General features: G+C 68.9%; 18 protein-coding genes. 8 read left to right on the forward strand and 10 right to left on the reverse strand.

Going from position 1 to position 14,681, the window contains the following annotated elements:
• Positions 1-143 precede the first annotated feature (143 nt).
• Positions 144-431 (reverse strand): DUF427 domain-containing protein, encoded by a 288-nt coding sequence (locus tag QC765_RS00005; protein ID WP_278312365.1) that lies wholly within the window; start codon positions 429-431, stop codon positions 144-146.
• Positions 432-642: 211 nt separating this feature from the next.
• On the opposite strand from QC765_RS00005, the gene QC765_RS00010 reads away from it, so the two are divergent.
• The 3 genes from QC765_RS00010 (at position 643) to QC765_RS00020 (ending at position 2,477) form a co-directional block, all read left to right on the forward strand.
• On the forward strand, positions 643-1,029 hold the full coding sequence (locus QC765_RS00010; RefSeq protein ID WP_278312366.1) for a PadR family transcriptional regulator: 387 nt from the start codon (positions 643-645) through the stop codon (positions 1,027-1,029).
• Positions 1,029-1,577: a hypothetical protein gene (locus tag QC765_RS00015; RefSeq protein WP_278312367.1), complete on the forward strand. Its 549-nt coding sequence runs from the start codon at positions 1,029-1,031 to the stop codon at positions 1,575-1,577. The genes QC765_RS00010 and QC765_RS00015 overlap by 1 nt, the downstream gene beginning before the upstream one ends.
• A gap of 153 nt (positions 1,578-1,730) precedes the next feature.
• Positions 1,731-2,477, forward strand: a complete 747-nt coding sequence (locus tag QC765_RS00020) for a metal-dependent hydrolase (RefSeq protein WP_278312368.1) — start codon at positions 1,731-1,733, stop codon at positions 2,475-2,477.
• A gap of 31 nt (positions 2,478-2,508) precedes the next feature.
• On the opposite strand, the gene QC765_RS00025 is transcribed toward QC765_RS00020, so the two are convergent.
• From QC765_RS00025 to QC765_RS00045, 5 genes are all read right to left on the reverse strand, one after another.
• Positions 2,509-4,026 (reverse strand): precorrin-2 C(20)-methyltransferase, encoded by a 1,518-nt coding sequence (locus QC765_RS00025; protein ID WP_278312369.1) that lies wholly within the window; start codon positions 4,024-4,026, stop codon positions 2,509-2,511.
• Complete coding sequence (locus QC765_RS00030) at positions 4,023-4,652, reverse strand: precorrin-8X methylmutase (RefSeq protein ID WP_278312762.1); 630 nt, start codon at positions 4,650-4,652, stop codon at positions 4,023-4,025. Before QC765_RS00030 ends, QC765_RS00025 begins: the two co-directional genes overlap by 4 nt.
• A 67-nt stretch (positions 4,653-4,719) precedes the next feature.
• The gene (locus QC765_RS00035; protein ID WP_278312370.1) at positions 4,720-5,088 is read right to left on the reverse strand and encodes a metal-sensitive transcriptional regulator; all 369 of its coding nucleotides are present in this window, start codon (positions 5,086-5,088) and stop codon (positions 4,720-4,722) included.
• 43 nt (positions 5,089-5,131) lie between these two features.
• Positions 5,132-7,411, reverse strand: coding sequence for a heavy metal translocating P-type ATPase (locus tag QC765_RS00040; RefSeq protein ID WP_278312371.1), 2,280 nt, complete (start codon positions 7,409-7,411; stop codon positions 5,132-5,134).
• Positions 7,412-7,461: 50 nt separating this feature from the next.
• On the reverse strand, positions 7,462-7,662 hold the full coding sequence (locus tag QC765_RS00045) for a heavy-metal-associated domain-containing protein (RefSeq protein ID WP_278312372.1): 201 nt from the start codon (positions 7,660-7,662) through the stop codon (positions 7,462-7,464).
• Positions 7,663-7,788: 126 nt separating this feature from the next.
• On the opposite strand from QC765_RS00045, the gene QC765_RS00050 reads away from it, so the two are divergent.
• The 3 genes from QC765_RS00050 (at position 7,789) to QC765_RS00060 (ending at position 9,568) form a co-directional block, all read left to right on the forward strand.
• On the forward strand, positions 7,789-8,415 hold the full coding sequence (locus tag QC765_RS00050; RefSeq protein WP_278312373.1) for a DUF305 domain-containing protein: 627 nt from the start codon (positions 7,789-7,791) through the stop codon (positions 8,413-8,415).
• Between the two features lie 101 nt (positions 8,416-8,516).
• Entirely contained in the window at positions 8,517-8,909 is a 393-nt protein-coding gene (locus QC765_RS00055) for a nuclear transport factor 2 family protein (RefSeq protein WP_278312374.1), read from the forward strand.
• A 68-nt stretch (positions 8,910-8,977) separates the two neighbouring features.
• A complete protein-coding gene (locus QC765_RS00060) occupies positions 8,978-9,568 on the forward strand; it encodes a DUF4126 domain-containing protein (RefSeq protein ID WP_278312375.1) in 591 nt (196 codons plus the stop codon).
• Here the strand turns inward: QC765_RS00060 and QC765_RS00065 are convergent.
• Positions 9,565-9,738 carry a hypothetical protein gene (locus QC765_RS00065; protein ID WP_278312376.1) on the reverse strand — a complete coding sequence of 58 codons (174 nt, stop codon included), beginning with the start codon at positions 9,736-9,738 and terminating at the stop codon, positions 9,565-9,567. The genes QC765_RS00060 and QC765_RS00065 overlap by 4 nt on opposite strands.
• A 282-nt stretch (positions 9,739-10,020) precedes the next feature.
• Between QC765_RS00065 and QC765_RS00070 the strand changes: the two genes are divergently transcribed.
• Positions 10,021-10,422 carry a VOC family protein gene (locus QC765_RS00070; RefSeq protein ID WP_278312377.1) on the forward strand — a complete coding sequence of 134 codons (402 nt, stop codon included), beginning with the start codon at positions 10,021-10,023 and terminating at the stop codon, positions 10,420-10,422.
• Positions 10,423-10,426: 4 nt separating this feature from the next.
• On the opposite strand, the gene QC765_RS00075 is transcribed toward QC765_RS00070, so the two are convergent.
• Together QC765_RS00075 and QC765_RS00080 are read right to left on the reverse strand one after the other, a co-directional pair.
• Positions 10,427-11,551, reverse strand: coding sequence for a helix-turn-helix domain-containing protein (locus QC765_RS00075; RefSeq protein ID WP_278312378.1), 1,125 nt, complete (start codon positions 11,549-11,551; stop codon positions 10,427-10,429).
• Positions 11,548-12,705 (reverse strand): ATP-binding protein, encoded by a 1,158-nt coding sequence (locus QC765_RS00080; protein ID WP_278312379.1) that lies wholly within the window; start codon positions 12,703-12,705, stop codon positions 11,548-11,550. The genes QC765_RS00075 and QC765_RS00080 overlap by 4 nt, the downstream gene beginning before the upstream one ends.
• Before the next feature lie 328 nt (positions 12,706-13,033).
• Here QC765_RS00080 and QC765_RS00085 point away from each other — a divergent pair, with 328 nt between their 5' ends.
• Positions 13,034-14,077, forward strand: coding sequence for an esterase-like activity of phytase family protein (locus tag QC765_RS00085; RefSeq protein WP_278312380.1), 1,044 nt, complete (start codon positions 13,034-13,036; stop codon positions 14,075-14,077).
• 24 nt (positions 14,078-14,101) lie between these two features.
• Here QC765_RS00085 and QC765_RS00090 read toward each other — a convergent pair whose 3' ends face one another.
• Positions 14,102-14,569 carry a DUF4442 domain-containing protein gene (locus QC765_RS00090; protein ID WP_278312381.1) on the reverse strand — a complete coding sequence of 156 codons (468 nt, stop codon included), beginning with the start codon at positions 14,567-14,569 and terminating at the stop codon, positions 14,102-14,104.
• Positions 14,570-14,681 lie beyond the last annotated feature (112 nt).

Raw genomic sequence — 14,681 nt, forward strand, 5'->3', positions numbered from 1 at the left:
CGTGGACGGCCGCGACGTGCATCCATGCGCAACACCTCTTCTGCTAGAAGGTGTTGCGACCACCCCTTGAACCCAGGTCGCGATCCGTGACGCTTTTCGCACACTCGCGCGGCGACTTCGTACGGCGCCTTCGCGCGAGCGGGCTAGTCCACCGCGATGGTGACCTGCGGGTAGAAGGCGACGTGGTCGGCGATGTGGCGGGCCTCGCTCATGGGTTCGGGGTAGTACCAGGCCAGGTTGCGGCCGGTCTCGCCGTCAACGACGAGGTCGTAGTACGAGGCGGTGCCCTTCCAGTAGCAGGAAGTCTGGTGCTCGCTCGGGCGCAGGTACTCCCGCTTGACGCTCTCGGGCGGGAAGTACTGGTTTCCCTCGACCTCCTCGGTGGCCTCGGCCTCGGCGATGATGGTGTCGTTCCAGACTGCGCGGATCATGGTGGTCCTCCCTGATGGTGTGCTACTAGCAGCAACACCGTGGGGGCGCGCTCGCTTCCCGCGCATGCCCAACCTCGCGCCCGGCCCGCCGCGAGTGCGCGAAATACGACAGCGCACCGCGATAGAACTGTCGTTCTTCGCACTTTCGGCTACCCGCAATGCCTCCGGCCGATAAGTAGCAGCCCGATCTAGGTAGCGCTACTATCTAGCCATGGATGATCAATGGCCATCCCCGTGGACCCGCGCCGGGCTGGAGATGTGCCTGCTCGCGTTGCTCGACCAGGAGGGCGGAATGCACGGGTACCGCATCGCCGTGCACCTGTCCGAGCGCGGCCTGGGCGAGGTGAAGGGCGGAACGCTCTACCCGGCCCTGGCACGCATGGAGGATCGCGACCTCGTCGCGAGGACCTGGACGCCCGGGGAGAACGGTCCGGGCCGCAAGATCATCGCTATCACCGGGACCGGTCGCGCGCATCTGCGCCGCACGGTCGAGCAGTGGCGCTCCTGGACGGGACGGGTCCAGCGCCTTATCGAGCCAGAAAACATCGAGCACGACGGAATAGAGCACGACGGAATCGAGCAGCAGGGAGAACCATGATGAGTCGCGCGCGAATGGAATCCAACGAGCAGTATCTCGATGATCTGCTGCTCGCGCTACGCATGCGGGGAGTGCCCGGGGACCGCTGCGGGGGGATCCTCGCCGAGGCCCGTGACCACCTCGCGGTGACGGGGGCCGCGGCCGACGAGAAATTCGGTCCTGCGCGCGAGTACGCGGCGACCTGGGCCGCCGATCATGGCAGCAGGCTCCGCGCCGTCGACTACCTTGTCGCGGTCCTCTCGGGCATCCTCGGCTTCCTCGGCGGACTGCTGATCTACTCCGGCGCGAGGAGCATCGCCGGCAGCGCAGACGCGATGTGGGGGATGCCGCCCTGGTCGGCGGTAGTGCTGGGCGTGGCACTGCTGCTTGGCATGATGCTGCTCATCCGGACGCGGGAGGATCCGGTTTCCTATCCGCCGGGAGCGGGCGGCCCCGGCAAGCGGCAGCGCTTGCCGACGATCATCTCCTGGGCCGTTCCCGCGCTCGCGGTGGCTGCCCTCGTTGCTGCGGGATTGCTCGTCGGGGCCGCGGAATCGGGGGGCCTGTGATCCCCGGCACACCAGGGGCCCCGGGGTGCCGCTTCTGTCGGAGTCGTCGTGTATCTGGTTGCACAGCAACAAGTCTCGGCCCGGCAGCAGGGTGATGTTCCAGCCTCGCGGCGGGGCCGGGCTCCATCACTACGAAAGGGGGGCCTCGCCACCATGATGGCCCGAGGACATCTAGCGACCACGAGCGTTCTGTGGCTCGCTTTCGCCCCGCCGATCGCCGACGCGGCAGGGAGGCCGTTTACCACCGGCGAGATCATTGTTTCCACCATCGCCATCGCGGGCTGGTCGGTGTGGCCTGACTGGGACCACTCCGACGCGCAGCTCTCCCGCACGCTCGGTCCCTTCTCCAAGGCTTTCGCGACATTGGTGAACAAGCTGTCGGGCGGGCACCGAGTGGGCAAGACGCACACCGTGTTGTTCGCGGTGGCGATGGGTTTCCTCGCTGGCCTGCTCGGCACGGTACCGCACGATTTCGGGCAGCTGGTGCTGCCGTCGAACTGGGCCCTGATGGTGATGATGTGGTTCCTGGCCTACACGATGTTGCTCACCCTGGGGCTGTCGGTGTTCCGGTCCCGTCACATCGGCGATGAGATCATGGCGGTGGAGGCCATCGCTATCGTTGCGCTCGCGCTGTGGCTCGCACCAGGGGACTGGTGGTGGATGCCCTGGACCGCGGCGATCGGCTGCCTGCTGCACTGCGTGCAGGACATGATGACCACCCGTGGGCTCAACAACTTCCTGTGGCCGCTGCCCAAGCGCCGCGTGCGCCTGCCGGTCCTCGGCCGGGCGGGCGGCACCCGGGAGCAGATGCTCACCAGCGCCACGCTCATCGCCGCGCTGTGGGTGGCGCCCGCCGTGCTCAGTGGCAATGTCTGGTGGACCGCCGAGTGGCTGGCGTGACCATCACCGCGGGCTCGGCGGCCAGCAGGGCCTAGCGCACGGCGTTGTCGAGGGCCGGGTAGCGGCGCGAGGTGTAGACCACCTGCCCGGCCGGGCGCTCGACAACGCTGGTCTGCGTCGATCCGATGATCAGCAGGCAGCGCATATCGACCTGTGATGGATCCAGATCGGCGAGACGGGTGACGGTGACGGTCTCGGCGTCGCTACCGACCGCGCGGCCGATGATCACCGGCGTCGCGCCATCCCGGACCTCGAGCAGCAGTTCCTTCAGCGCGCCCACCTGCCAGGTGCGCGAGCGTGACGCGGGGTTGTAGATCGCGATCGCGAGATCCGCCTTCGCTGCCGCCTGCACGCGATCCGCGACGACGTCCCAGGGCTTGAGCCGGTCCGACAGGGAGATCACGGCGTAGTCGTGGCCGAGTGGTGCTCCGGCGCGGGACGCTACCGCGTTGGCCGCGGTCATCCCGGGCACGACTCGTACGCGCACGTCCGCGTACTCGTCGCGCGCGGCAACCTCGAGGACGGCGGAGGCCATCGCGAACACGCCCGGATCCCCGGAGGAGACCACCGCGACGCGGGCCCCATCGCGGGCGAGGTCGAGCGCATGGGCGGCACGTTCCTCCTCCACGCGATTGTCGGAAGGGTGCTGGCGCTGCCAGGCATTCTTCGCCACGCGCGCCAGGTAGGGGCCATAGCCGACGAGGTCGGTGGCGGCCCGCAGCTCGCGGCGCACCTCGGGCGTGGTCCAGTCGGTGTGGCCGGGCCCGAGGCCCACCACAACGACCTCGCCGGGCTGCCCCTCGCCGGGAAGCGCAGGGCTCGGCGCGCGAGTGTTCAACGGCGAGGGAACGATCGCCACCGAGAAGTAGGGCGTGTCAGCGGGATCGACATCGCGCAGCGGCAGGACCCGCTGGCCGTCCCAGCTCGCCCGCTCGACATACACGGCCTCATCGAGGCGGCCTGCCTTCTCCAGCGCGTCGCGCACCGGCCCGAAGGTGCGGCCCAGCTTCATCACCGCGACCGCGTCGCCGCTGGTGAACCGATCGATCAGTTCTGCTTCCGGAAGGGTGCCCGGCACGACGGTCAAGGTCTCATCGCGCTCCACGAGCGGCACCTGCATCGCTGCGGAGGCCGCCGAGATGGAGGTGACACCAGGCACGATCTCGGTGCGGAACCGCGCTTGCAGCCTCTTGTGCATGTGCATGTAGGAGCTGTAGAAGAGCGGATCGCCCTCGGCGAGCAGCGCGACATCCCGGCCCGCGGCGAGGTGGACGGCGAGGCGCTCAGCGGATTCCGCATAGAACTCGTCGATCGCGCCCTGGTAGCCCCGCGGATGATCGGTGGTTTCGGTGGTCACCGGATAGACGAGCTTCTCCTCGATCTGGCCTTCCCGCAGGTAGGGCGCGGCGACGCTGCGGGCGATGGACCGGCCATGGCGGGCACTGTGATAGGCGACGACATCGGCCGCGGCGATCAGCCGGGCGGCCTTGACGGTGACGAGCTCGGGGTCGCCCGGGCCAAGCCCGAGGCCCCACAGGGTGCCGCTCATAGCTCCGCGCTCGCGATCGCGTTGACAGCGGCGGCGGTGATGGCGCTGCCACCGCGACGGCCACGCACGAGCAGGTGCCGGGGAGCCCGCGGATGAGCGATCACCGCTTCCTTGGACTCCACGGCTCCGACGAAGCCAACGGGCCCGCCCACGATGGCAGCGGGCATGGGCGCCCCGTCATCGATGAGCTGCAGCAGGTGGAACAGCGCGGTGGGGGCGTTGCCGATCGCGACGATCGCGCCGTCGAGATGGTCGCGCCACAGCTCCACGGCGGCCGCGGTGCGGGTGGTGCCGAGCTGCTCGGCAAGGCCAGCCACCCGCGGGTCGCGAAGGGTGCAGATCACCGCGTTGCCCGCGGGGAGGCGCCGACGGGTGACGCCCTCGGCGACCATGTGGGTATCGGCAAGGATCGGCGCCCCCGCCTCGAGCGCGGCGCGCGCGTGATCGACGACACCGGGCGTGCGCGCGATGTCGTCGATCAGGTCGGTCTGCCCGCACGCGTGGATCATCCGCACCACGGCCTCGGCATCGGCGGGGGAGAACCCGCTGAGATCGGTCTCGTCGCGAATCATGGCGAAGGAGCGCCGGTAGATCTCGAGGCCATCGCGCACGTATCCGGCCTCCATGAGGTCCTGGTACGCGCCCGGGCCGGGTGCCGTTGCGTGAGGTGTGGTGACGGGCATGGGGGAGAGTCTACGAGCGCACGAGCCGTGCTATCGCATCGGACACTTCCTGGAGCTTCGCGTCCGCCTCGTCACCACCGGCAGCGACGGCCTCGGCGACGCAGTGACTCATGTGGTCGTCGAGCAGCCCGAGGGCGACCGAGCGCAGGGCGCTGGTCATCGCCGAGACCTGGGTGAGGATGTCGATGCAGTATTTCTCCTCCTCGACCATGCGCTGGATGCCGCGCGCCTGCCCCTCGATGCGGCGCAGCCGCTTGAGGTAGTTGTCCTTGCTGGAGATGTAGCCGTGGTGGTGGCCATCCTGGCATGCGGTGCCAGCCTGGGCCAGGTGGGTCTCCGAGGCGTCAGCGCTGGCTGATGGCGGATTGGGGGTAGTCATCGTCGGTGGCCTTTCAGGTGCAGGACCTTCGCCGGAGGGGAGGTCAGGAACGGGCGGGGGAGAAGCGGCGCAGCCGCAGGCTGTTGCCCACGACGAACAACGACGAGGCCGCCATGGCAGCGCCGGCGATCATCGGGTTGAGCAGGCCCGCCGCCGCGATCGGCAGTGCCGCGACATTGTAGGCGAAAGCCCAGAACAGGTTTCCCTTGATGGTGCGCAGCGTGGCGCGGGAAAGCCGGATCGCATCGACGATCGCGCGGGGATCCGGTCGCATCAGGGTCAGGTCGCTGGCGTTGATGGCGACATCGGTGCCGCTGCCCATCGCGATGCCCAGGTCCGCGCCCGCCAGTGCGGCTGCATCGTTGACGCCGTCGCCGACCATGGCGACGACCTTGCCGCGGGCGCGCAGGTCCGCGATGACGGTGGCCTTGTCCTCGGGCAGCACCCCGGCGATGACCTCATCGATGCCGATGGTCGCGGCCACGGCGCGCGCGGCGGTCTCGTTGTCGCCGGTCAGCATGATCACCTCGGCCCCGAGCCGCCGCAATCCCGCGACGGCCTCGGCGGACTCGGCGCGCGGGGAGTCACCCACGGCGAGCACCGCGCGCGCCGCACCGTCCCAGCCGACGAGCACGGCAGTACGTCCCTCGCGCTGCTGCTCCTCGAGCGCATCGACCAGGTCGGCGGGAACGGCGAGGCCCTCGTCCTGCAGCAGGGCCGGACGACCAACGATGACGCTGGTGCCCTCGACGGTGCCGCGGACACCGAGCCCGGAGATGCTCGAGAAACCCGAGACGGCAGGGAGCGTGGATCCCTCGGCCCGTGCCGCATCGACGATGGCGCGGGCGATGGGGTGCTCGGAGGAATCCTCCAGCGCTGCCGCGCGGGCCAGTGCGGTGGACGCGCTCGTTCCGGTCGCGGGGATCACCTCGTGCAGGGTCATCGCGCCGGTGGTGAGCGTGCCGGTCTTGTCGAGGACGACGGTGTCGATGCGCCGGGTTGACTCGAGCACCTCGGGGCCCTTGATGAGGATGCCGAGCTGCGCGCCGCGGCCGGTGCCGACCATCAGCGCCGTGGGGGTGGCGAGGCCGAGCGCGCAGGGGCAGGCCACGATGAGCACGGCCACCGCGGCGGTGAACGCGAACTCGGTGCCGTCACCGCTGATCAGCCAGAACGCCAGCGTCGCGGCGCTCAGCGCGAGAACGAACGGCACGAACACGGCCGAGACGCGGTCGGCGAGGCGCTGGACCGCCGCCTTGCCGGCCTGTGCTTGCTCGACGAGCTCGCGGATGCGCGCGAGCCGGGTCTGCTCGCCCACGGCGGTGGCACGCACAGCGATGCGCCCGGAGGTGTTCAGCGTCGCGCCGGTCACGGTGTCGCCGGGCCCGGCCTCCATGGGCACGGGCTCGCCGGTGAGCATGGATTCGTCCACCGCGGTGTGGCCCTCGACGATGGTTCCGTCGGTGGCGATCTTCTCGCCGGGCCGGACGATGAAGATGTCGTCGACCATGAGGCTCGCAACGGGGATGCGCTGCTCGATGCCGTCGCGCAGCACCGCGACATCACGCGCCCCGAGTTCTGCCAGCGATCGCAGCGCCGCGCCTGCACGCCGCTTTGACCTGGCCTCGAGGTATTTCCCAGCGAGGATGAACGTGGTGATCGCGACGGCGGCCTCGAGATAGATGTTGGCCGAGCCGTCGCCGCGCGCGGGCAGCAGGCTGAAGCCGTGGGTCATGCCGATGTGCCCGGCGGTGCCGAAGAACAAGGCATAGAGGGACCAGCCGAGCGCGGCGAGCGTGCCGATGGAGATCAGCGTGTCCATGGTGACGGCACGGTGCCGCGCATTGAGGATCGCGGCCCGGTGGAAGGGGAGCCCGGACCATGCGATGACGGGGAGGGCGAGCGCGAGGGAGAACCACTGCCAGCCGGGGAACTGCAGCGCCGGGATCATGGCGGTCGCGATGACGGGGACGCTGAGCACGGCGGCGAGGGCGAGGCGGCGGCGAAGCCCAGCGACGGCGCGCTCGTCCTCGGCGTCGATATCGGCGGCGGTGAGGGTTGTATCCGCCTGATGGGGGCGCGCGCCGTAGCCAGTCTTGCGGACCACGTCGATGAGCGCTTCGGTGTCGACCGCGGTGGTCTCGGTGGTGATGCGCGCCTTCTCGGTGGCGAAGTTGACGGTCGCGGTGACGCCTTCGACGCGATTGAGCTTCTTCGCGATGCGCGCGGCGCAGGATGCGCAGGTCATGCCGGTGATGTCGAGGTCGATGACCCGGGGCGGTGCCTGCTGGGCAGCGCGCGCCGTGTCGAGGGTCTTGCTCATGGAGAGCCTCCGGAGTGCTGGGCGGGGTGGGGGTGGATCAGGGGGCGCGATCAAGCGATGGCGTAGCCGGCCTCGTCGACTGCTTCGCGCAGGGCTGCCTGGTCGAGCTCGGTGTCGCTGGTGATGGTGACCGCGCCGGTGGCGAGGTCGACGGCGACGTTGGTGACGCCAGGCAGGGCGCTGATCTCCGAGCGGACGGAGTTCTCGCAGTGTCCGCAGGTCATGCCGGTGACGGTGATCGTGGTGGTCATGGAAAGCTCCTCGGGTTGGTCCGGCGTGTCGTCCGGACGCTGTGGCGTAGGTACCCCCCTAGGGTATATAAATGAGATGGGTCCAGCAACCTCCTGGACCCGGAAACCCCCTCTGACAGGAGAACCATGAGCACCCGGCCCCTCGCCTTCGTCGCCACCTCCGCCCTCGCGCTCGCCCTCTCCGCGTGTGGCGCCACCAGCACCGATACGACGACCCCCACAGCGACCCCGGCAAGCTCCACGGCCGAGTCCACGGCCGCCAATGCCGCCGACGTCATGTTCGCCCAGGGCATGATTCCCCACCACGAGCAAGCGATCGAGATGAGCGACATCATCCTCGGCAAGGACGGCATCATGCCCGAGGTCACCGCGCTCGCCCAGCAGATCAAGGACGCCCAGCAGCCCGAGATCGACACCCTCAACGAGTGGATCGGAGAGTGGACCGACCAGCACGAGGATGCCGGCCACATGATGGACGACGGCAGCATGATGGACGACGACACCATGGGCCATATGAACGGCATGATGTCCACCGCGCAGCTCGACGAGCTCCGCAACGCCGACGGCCCGGCCGCGAGCCGGATGTTTCTCGAGCAGATGATCATTCACCACGAGGGCGCGATCCACATGGCCCGCGCGCACCTCGGCAACGGCGAGCACCCCGGAGCCCGCGACATGTCACAGGGCATCATCGACAGCCAGCAGGCCGAGATCGACACCATGCGCGAGCTGCTCGACCAGGACAGCGAGTAGCAGGTCGCGTGACGCCTCGCCGGGATCCTTGTGCACTGCAGCGCAGCGGCGGGAGAATGGGAGGAGCTTGCGATCGGAGGCCCAGAATGGATGCACCCGGGATGGATGCACGACGAACCGTCGAGACTCTCTATGACAAGCTCGCCGAGGGCGATGGACCCGGCGTCATGGCCATGCTGGCGCCCGATATCTCGTGGATCGAGGAAGCAGGCTTCCCCTACGGAGGCACCTACATCGGCCCAGACGCGGTGGCGGCGAATGTCCTGGGGCCGCTGGCGAGCGATTGGGATGGGTTCCGCGTGGAGCCAACGGCGATCCTCGCCGAGGGGCAGCGCGTCGCCGCGCTTGGCTGGTACTCCGGGACAGGCCGTCGCGCGGGACGCTCGTTCCGGGCCCGGTTCACCCATTGGTTCACCGTCGAGGATGGCCTGATCACGAGTTTCGAGCAGGTCGCCGATAGCGTTCCCGTGCGCGACGCCTTGAGCCCTGCGTAGTTCCAGCGGCCGTCCAGGGAGTCCACCTAGGGCAGTCAGCCTAGAATCGGTCAGCCTAGAATCGGACAATGGACATCTGGATCCTTGCCGCGTTCCTCGGCCTCGGCCTTGCTGCCGCCACCGGGCTGCGCACGTTCCTGCCGCTGTTGATGCTCAGCGCGGTCGCGCACTTCGGGTGGCTGGGCATCAGCCTCGGCGAGTCGTTCGCCTGGCTCGGGTCCACCGCTGCGCTGGTTGCCCTGGCGATCGCGACCCTCGCGGAGCTTCTCGCGGACAAGATCCCTCTGGTCGACAACGCGCTCAGCGTGGTCGGCATGATCTCGCGACCCGTGGCGGCAGCGATCGCGGCGGGGGCAGTGTTCACCAGCCTTGATCCGTCCGCAGCGATCATCGCCGGCATCATCGTCGGCGCGCCCACTGCTTTTGCAGTCGGTACGGCCCAGGCCGGGACACGCGTGGCGAGCACTACCGCGACCGGCGGCACCGCGAACCCGATCGTGTCGCTCGTCGAGGACGTGCTGTCATTCGTCGTTGCACTGATCGCGTTGCTGCTGCCGGTGCTCATCCCGCTGGTGCTGATCGGGGTGGCGTGGCTGGCCTATCGGGGGTCCCGGCGGTTGCGGCGGCGCCGCTCCACGAGCTGGGCGGTGCAGCGCTAGCCGCGCGAGCGGGCGGGCCTGTCGGAGAACAGGTCCCGGTAGGAGTGGGGCTTGCCGTGCGAGGCGTCGGGGCTGGTCTGGTACGAGCTAGTGGTTTCCTGCTCCTCCGGTGCCGGGCTGGCATCGGGATCGTGGCTGGTGGGCGCGAGGAAGAGCTGTGAGTATTCCATGCAGTCGTGACAACTTTCAGTGAGTTCGTGGGGGCGCGCGTTCCAGGTGGCGCCCGTGGGTGTCCCGCTGGCTGGCCTCTCGCGTGGTGACGCGGAGCGGGCGAGCGGGAGACGGATCGCGGTGCAGTAGCCAGAGTATTACCGGACGATGTTCCTGCCGGGCTTGCTCCGCGTACCTCGTACTCTACGCCCTCGGAGCCAGGCGGGCGCGATGACTTCCCACCTCGTGGCGAGTCACACCTTCATGCACTGCCCGTTCACCGTGAGGAAAAGGACCCTGCCATGACCACTGACTCGCTTTCCGGCCCAGCCGTCTCGAGCGTCCTGTTCGCGACCCGCGATCCAGAGCGCCTCCGCGTGTTCTACGAGAAGGCCCTGGGCATACAGGCCCAGCGCACGCCTGATGACGGGTACTGGGTGCTCGGCCTCGGCGGGTTCTACCTCATGCTCGATGGCCGGGAGGATGTGGAGGAGCACAACATCGATCCGTCCCGCTTCATCCTCAACATCGAGGTCAACGATGCTCGCGCGGCTGCCGCGCGCATCGATGACACGGGGGCGAGCTGGTTCGCTCCGCTCGAGGAGCGCGACGGCAGCTGGTTCGGCACGTTCATCGACCCTGATGGCAATCATGCCCAGATCATCGAGATCAGCGAGCACATGCGCGAGATGATGGCGGACTAGCCGGTCAGGGCGTGCCGGGCGTGTCGCGCCACAGCAGGTAGGCGGCCAGCATGGGATCGGTGAACTGGTAATAGGTGCGCCGCTGGTCCTCGCCAGGCAGCTTGCCGCCGCGCACCCAGGTGCCATCAGCGAGTCGGCGCAGCGTGACCGCGGCGGTATTGGCGGTCATGCCGGCGCTCTCGGCAAGCTCACCGACCGTCACCGGGCCGGGCGCCCGCGCCAGCCCGAGCAGGAGTTGTCGTTCTGTGTTGGCCAGGCCCAGCAGCTCGTGCTGGTAGTGGGGGGAGCAGGTATCGAGCAGCTTGCTGATCGTCAGCGCGGGTTCCCCGAGGGTGGTCGGTCGAGCGGTATCGGCGATGATGTGCCACGCCCGTGGCGATCCCCCGATAGCGCGATGCATGGACTCGACCGCTTGTGCTGCCTCCCCGGTGCCGAGCCACTCGCGGAGCCGGTGGTCATCGGCGAGCGCGGCCCGGTGCTGCAGCAGGCCGGTGGCCTCGTCCCGGTCTAGCGGCGGGATGGTGTCGATATCGAGGTTGCCGTACCAGGGCTCGGTCCGCGAGGAGAGCGCAGGGACGAGCCTGCTCGCGGAGGCCAGGACGAGGGTGCGGCCATGGGTCTCGACGAACCCGCGCAGCGCTCGCGCCCCGGCGCTGCCGATCCGATCGAACAGCACGTCGATGTGCTCGGCGACGAGCACGAGGAGGCGTCGGCCTACCACGGCGGCAAGGAGATCCTCGAGGTCGGTGGCCGAGCCGCCGAGCCGCGCCGCGCGCGCCTCGCCAGCAAGGTCGGGATCGAGCGTGGTGATGGCCTCATGCAGCAGGTCGGGGTAGCTGCTGATCGGCAACGCGTCGTCGCTCAGCCAGGCCAGTGCCACGCGGCTCGCGACCTTCTCGTCGCGCAACGCTTGCCCGGTGGCGACGGTGAGGATGTGCGTCTTGCCGGACCCCCACGGCCCGCGCAGCAACGTGTGCGCGCGCGTCCCGGAGCGCGAGGCGGTCTCGATCCGTGAGCGCACCCGCGCGATCAGGGCGCCATGCCCAGCGGTGGCTCGCTCGAGGTGGGGGAGCGGGGCGGTGCGCGGATTGTGCACCGGATGCAGTGGCGCTGGGATGGGTGCGGTCATCGCATGCTGCGCTTCCAGTACTCGCGCACCAGGGTGCTGCGGAAGCCGCTCGGCCGGCCCTCGCGGCGCAGGTAGTGGTCGCGCTCGAGGTCCTCGAGGATGCGCACGAGCGCGCGCCGTCCCGGTAGCTCGGGCAGCTCGGTGTAGGGCAGCAGGCGGCGCAGCTCGTCGACGGTGATGGTGCCGCGATCGGCGTACACATCGAGGATGGATTCGATCAGCTCCGCCCGCTCGGCCCCGTAGTAGGGGGTGATGCGGTCCCGGTAGTGCCGCATGTTCCACGGATCGTGGGGGTCGATCAGCGCCGACTCGACGAGCCCGGCGATGTCGCTGGGGGCGAGGGCATCGCGCGCGGGCATGTCCCGGCACGCCTTGACAAGGTGCTGGATGTAGTAGGGGACCCTCTCGGCCGCCTGGGTGATCGCTACCGCGACACCGATCGGGTCCGCGGGGCAGACGTCCTCGCCGAGCATCAGGCAGCGCGCGAGATAGATGGCGTCCGCCTCATCGAGCGAACCGACGGGCTCGGGCACCACATCGTTGACGCTTCCCGGTGCTGCGTCGCTGACGTGGTGGAACCCGATGGAGCCGAGCAGGAGCATGGCGAGCCGGGTGGAGTGCTGCTGGCGGATCCGCCGCAGCGTGACGAGCAGCTCGCGCCCGGATCCAGGATCGGCGCGCTCCATCTCGAGGGCAAGCACGGGCACCTCGTCGATGATGAGCACAAGGGGTGGCTCGCCCTCGTCGGGGAGCGCGAGGGCGATGATGTCATCGAGGCCACGGTCCTCGCTGGAACGCTTGGCGCCCACCGGGCCTGCGGTGATGGTGAGCTCCCAGCGGCGCAGCTCCTCGCGGAGGGGGCCGGCGGGCACGGAGCGGGAGAGGGACCGGGCGAGCTCGGTGGCGAACCCGCCATAGTCGACCCGTTCCGCGGACGTGCGGACGAATCGGCGGTCCGTTGCCGCGAGGTGTTCCTCGACCAGCCGGGCGATCGACGTCTTGCCGACGCGTCGGTCGCCGGTGAGCAGGACTGTCTGGCGGGCAGCGAGCAGGCCGAGGACGCGATCTACCTGCTGGTCGCGGCCAATGATGTCCTCCAGCGCCGGCACGCTTCCAACGGTCAGGGGGATGGGGCGGACGGGTCGATGATCCACTCCGTTATCGTACAACACCGCAGTCACCTAACTTGTTAGTCATGTTATTAGGCAGTCACATGACATGACTGTCACCTGACAATCCCGTGCTGCATACCAGGCCAAGCATGGCAAGTATGGCCAATTGGTCCGACAAGAATCCGCGCAGGACTACGGATGAACCGCCCCGCCTTTGTGCGATAAACGACAGCGACCGCGCTCTAGCCTGTCGTTCTTTGAACACTCGCGAGCCAGCGGGCGCGCCTCCTGCGCCTTATGCGGCACCCATCACCGGGCCGCGACGTGTCGTGCACGAGAACGTAACTTCGCGGGAGTACCGTGCTGCCCCATGAGGACCAGGCTGGGAATCGTCGCGTCGCTCGTCACAGTGACGATCGCGGCGGCACCTGCGGCACCACTTGCAGCGGCAGAGAGAGTGACCCATCTTGACACCGCTGCCGTAGAAATAGATTCCCGCCCTCTCGCGGTCTTCCCCGGCGGCTTCACCGGGCTAGACGCCACGCCGATCCCGGGGGTCTTCCTCGCAGTGTCCGGCGATGGCGACCCTGCTCGCTTCCGCACTTTCCGCATTCCCTTGGGCCCCGATGGGCGATTCACGAGCAACCGCGTTGAGGTTCTCGCTGATTCCCCGCTGCGCGACGCTGCCGGTTCCCTCGACTCCAGCGCCGGCTTCACACCCGGAGCGGTGCGCCTCGCCGACGGCGATGTGCTCGTCGCGAGCACCGCGAAGAGCCGTTCAGGCGCGGTACCGAGCCTGAACGGGTTCGACATCACCGGGACGCATGTCCGCGACTACTCCCTGCCACGCTCATGGATGCCGGGCGCCGCGGGCGGCTCGGGAATAGCGGTCGCACCGTCGACGCTGGGCGCGGCGATCCATGGTGGCCTCATCACCGCGATCAGCGGCGGGCCGCTACGGCAGGACAGCGCCCATCCTGGTGGACCGCGCGCCCGCCTCGCCCAGATCGATCGCTACAGCGGAATCGTCGCGCGAGAGCACGCGTATGAGCTCTCGATGGACGGCAGGGCGCGGGTGACCGGGATCCTCGCGCTCTCCAACACCGATTACCTGATCGTCGAGCGCGGCGAGGGTGCAGACGGCCAGCCTGCCTCCCGGCTCTACAAGGCAAGCACGCTGGGCGCCACCGATATCGCCGGGGCGCACGAGCTCTCGGGCAGCGAGACGCCGCTGGCGACAGAGCTGCTGCTCGATCTTGGCACTCTTGGCGTCCAGCCAGGAGCAATCGAGGCCATCAGCCCGGGGCCAGTGCTTGCAGATGGCTCGCGGACGGTCATTCTCGCGACGGGCAGCAACGACGCAGGGGATGACGCCACCGCCTCCCACATCCATGTGCTGCGGCTCGAGCCCTGATCGCGCGCCGGGCGAGGGAAGCGACTAGGCCGCTACCGTAGCCTTCCGGCGGGCTTTGAGCCGGGTGTAGACCTCGCGCCGCACGGTAGCGACGACATCGCCCGACTCGTCGCGGACATCGCAGGAGAACCAGGTGAGTACCCGCTCGCCTCCCGCGGCGCGCTCGCGGATCGACTCGACCGCCTCGGGGGGCACGTCCATCGTCGCGGTCAGGCGTCCCCGTCCGGGCTTGCGGTAGTCGATCTCGCCGCGGGTGTCCCACACGAGGTAGTCCTCGCCGAGCTGAGGGATGAGCAAGAGCATGAAAAATGGGTCGGTCATCGAGGAGAGCGAGCCACCGAAAGCGGTACCGACGGCGTTGCGCGTCAGCGGGGTGACCTTCATGGAGACGACCGCGCGCGACCAGTCCTCGGCGATCGATTCGACCTTGATGCCCGCGCCGACGAAGGGGGGCCAGGCCCGCATGCCCCATTTGAGGACTCGTGGGGTCATCTGCATGGTTGCTCCTTGGGCTCCAGAGGGGTGCGTTCGCGCCTTATCGTATAGCGATATGCCATAGTGCATAACCCTGGTGTGGCGCGGATCTCCCCGACCGCGCGATCGC

The sequence above is a fragment of the Hoyosella levis genome, assembly GCF_026008515.1.
Classification (GTDB): Bacteria; Actinomycetota; Actinomycetes; order Mycobacteriales; family Mycobacteriaceae; genus Lolliginicoccus; species Lolliginicoccus levis.

Excerpts from the sequence above, each read along its gene's own strand:
- QC765_RS00005 (WP_278312365.1), bottom strand. The coding sequence starts at position 431 with ATGATCCGCGCAGTCTGGAACGACACCATCATCGCCGAGGCCGAGGCC.
- QC765_RS00010 (WP_278312366.1), top strand. The coding sequence starts at position 643 with ATGGATGATCAATGGCCATCCCCGTGGACCCGCGCCGGGCTGGAGATG.
- QC765_RS00015 (WP_278312367.1), top strand. The coding sequence starts at position 1,029 with ATGAGTCGCGCGCGAATGGAATCCAACGAGCAGTATCTCGATGATCTG.
- QC765_RS00020 (WP_278312368.1), top strand. The coding sequence starts at position 1,731 with ATGATGGCCCGAGGACATCTAGCGACCACGAGCGTTCTGTGGCTCGCT.
- QC765_RS00025 (WP_278312369.1), bottom strand. The coding sequence starts at position 4,026 with ATGAGCGGCACCCTGTGGGGCCTCGGGCTTGGCCCGGGCGACCCCGAG.
- QC765_RS00030 (WP_278312762.1), bottom strand. The coding sequence starts at position 4,652 with ATGGAGGCCGGATACGTGCGCGATGGCCTCGAGATCTACCGGCGCTCC.
- QC765_RS00035 (WP_278312370.1), bottom strand. The coding sequence starts at position 5,088 with ATGACTACCCCCAATCCGCCATCAGCCAGCGCTGACGCCTCGGAGACC.
- QC765_RS00040 (WP_278312371.1), bottom strand. The coding sequence starts at position 7,411 with ATGAGCAAGACCCTCGACACGGCGCGCGCTGCCCAGCAGGCACCGCCC.
- QC765_RS00045 (WP_278312372.1), bottom strand. The coding sequence starts at position 7,662 with ATGACCACCACGATCACCGTCACCGGCATGACCTGCGGACACTGCGAG.
- QC765_RS00050 (WP_278312373.1), top strand. The coding sequence starts at position 7,789 with ATGAGCACCCGGCCCCTCGCCTTCGTCGCCACCTCCGCCCTCGCGCTC.
- QC765_RS00055 (WP_278312374.1), top strand. The coding sequence starts at position 8,517 with ATGGATGCACGACGAACCGTCGAGACTCTCTATGACAAGCTCGCCGAG.
- QC765_RS00060 (WP_278312375.1), top strand. The coding sequence starts at position 8,978 with ATGGACATCTGGATCCTTGCCGCGTTCCTCGGCCTCGGCCTTGCTGCC.
- QC765_RS00065 (WP_278312376.1), bottom strand. The coding sequence starts at position 9,738 with ATGGAATACTCACAGCTCTTCCTCGCGCCCACCAGCCACGATCCCGAT.
- QC765_RS00070 (WP_278312377.1), top strand. The coding sequence starts at position 10,021 with ATGACCACTGACTCGCTTTCCGGCCCAGCCGTCTCGAGCGTCCTGTTC.
- QC765_RS00075 (WP_278312378.1), bottom strand. The coding sequence starts at position 11,551 with ATGACCGCACCCATCCCAGCGCCACTGCATCCGGTGCACAATCCGCGC.
- QC765_RS00085 (WP_278312380.1), top strand. The coding sequence starts at position 13,034 with ATGAGGACCAGGCTGGGAATCGTCGCGTCGCTCGTCACAGTGACGATC.
- QC765_RS00090 (WP_278312381.1), bottom strand. The coding sequence starts at position 14,569 with ATGACCCCACGAGTCCTCAAATGGGGCATGCGGGCCTGGCCCCCCTTC.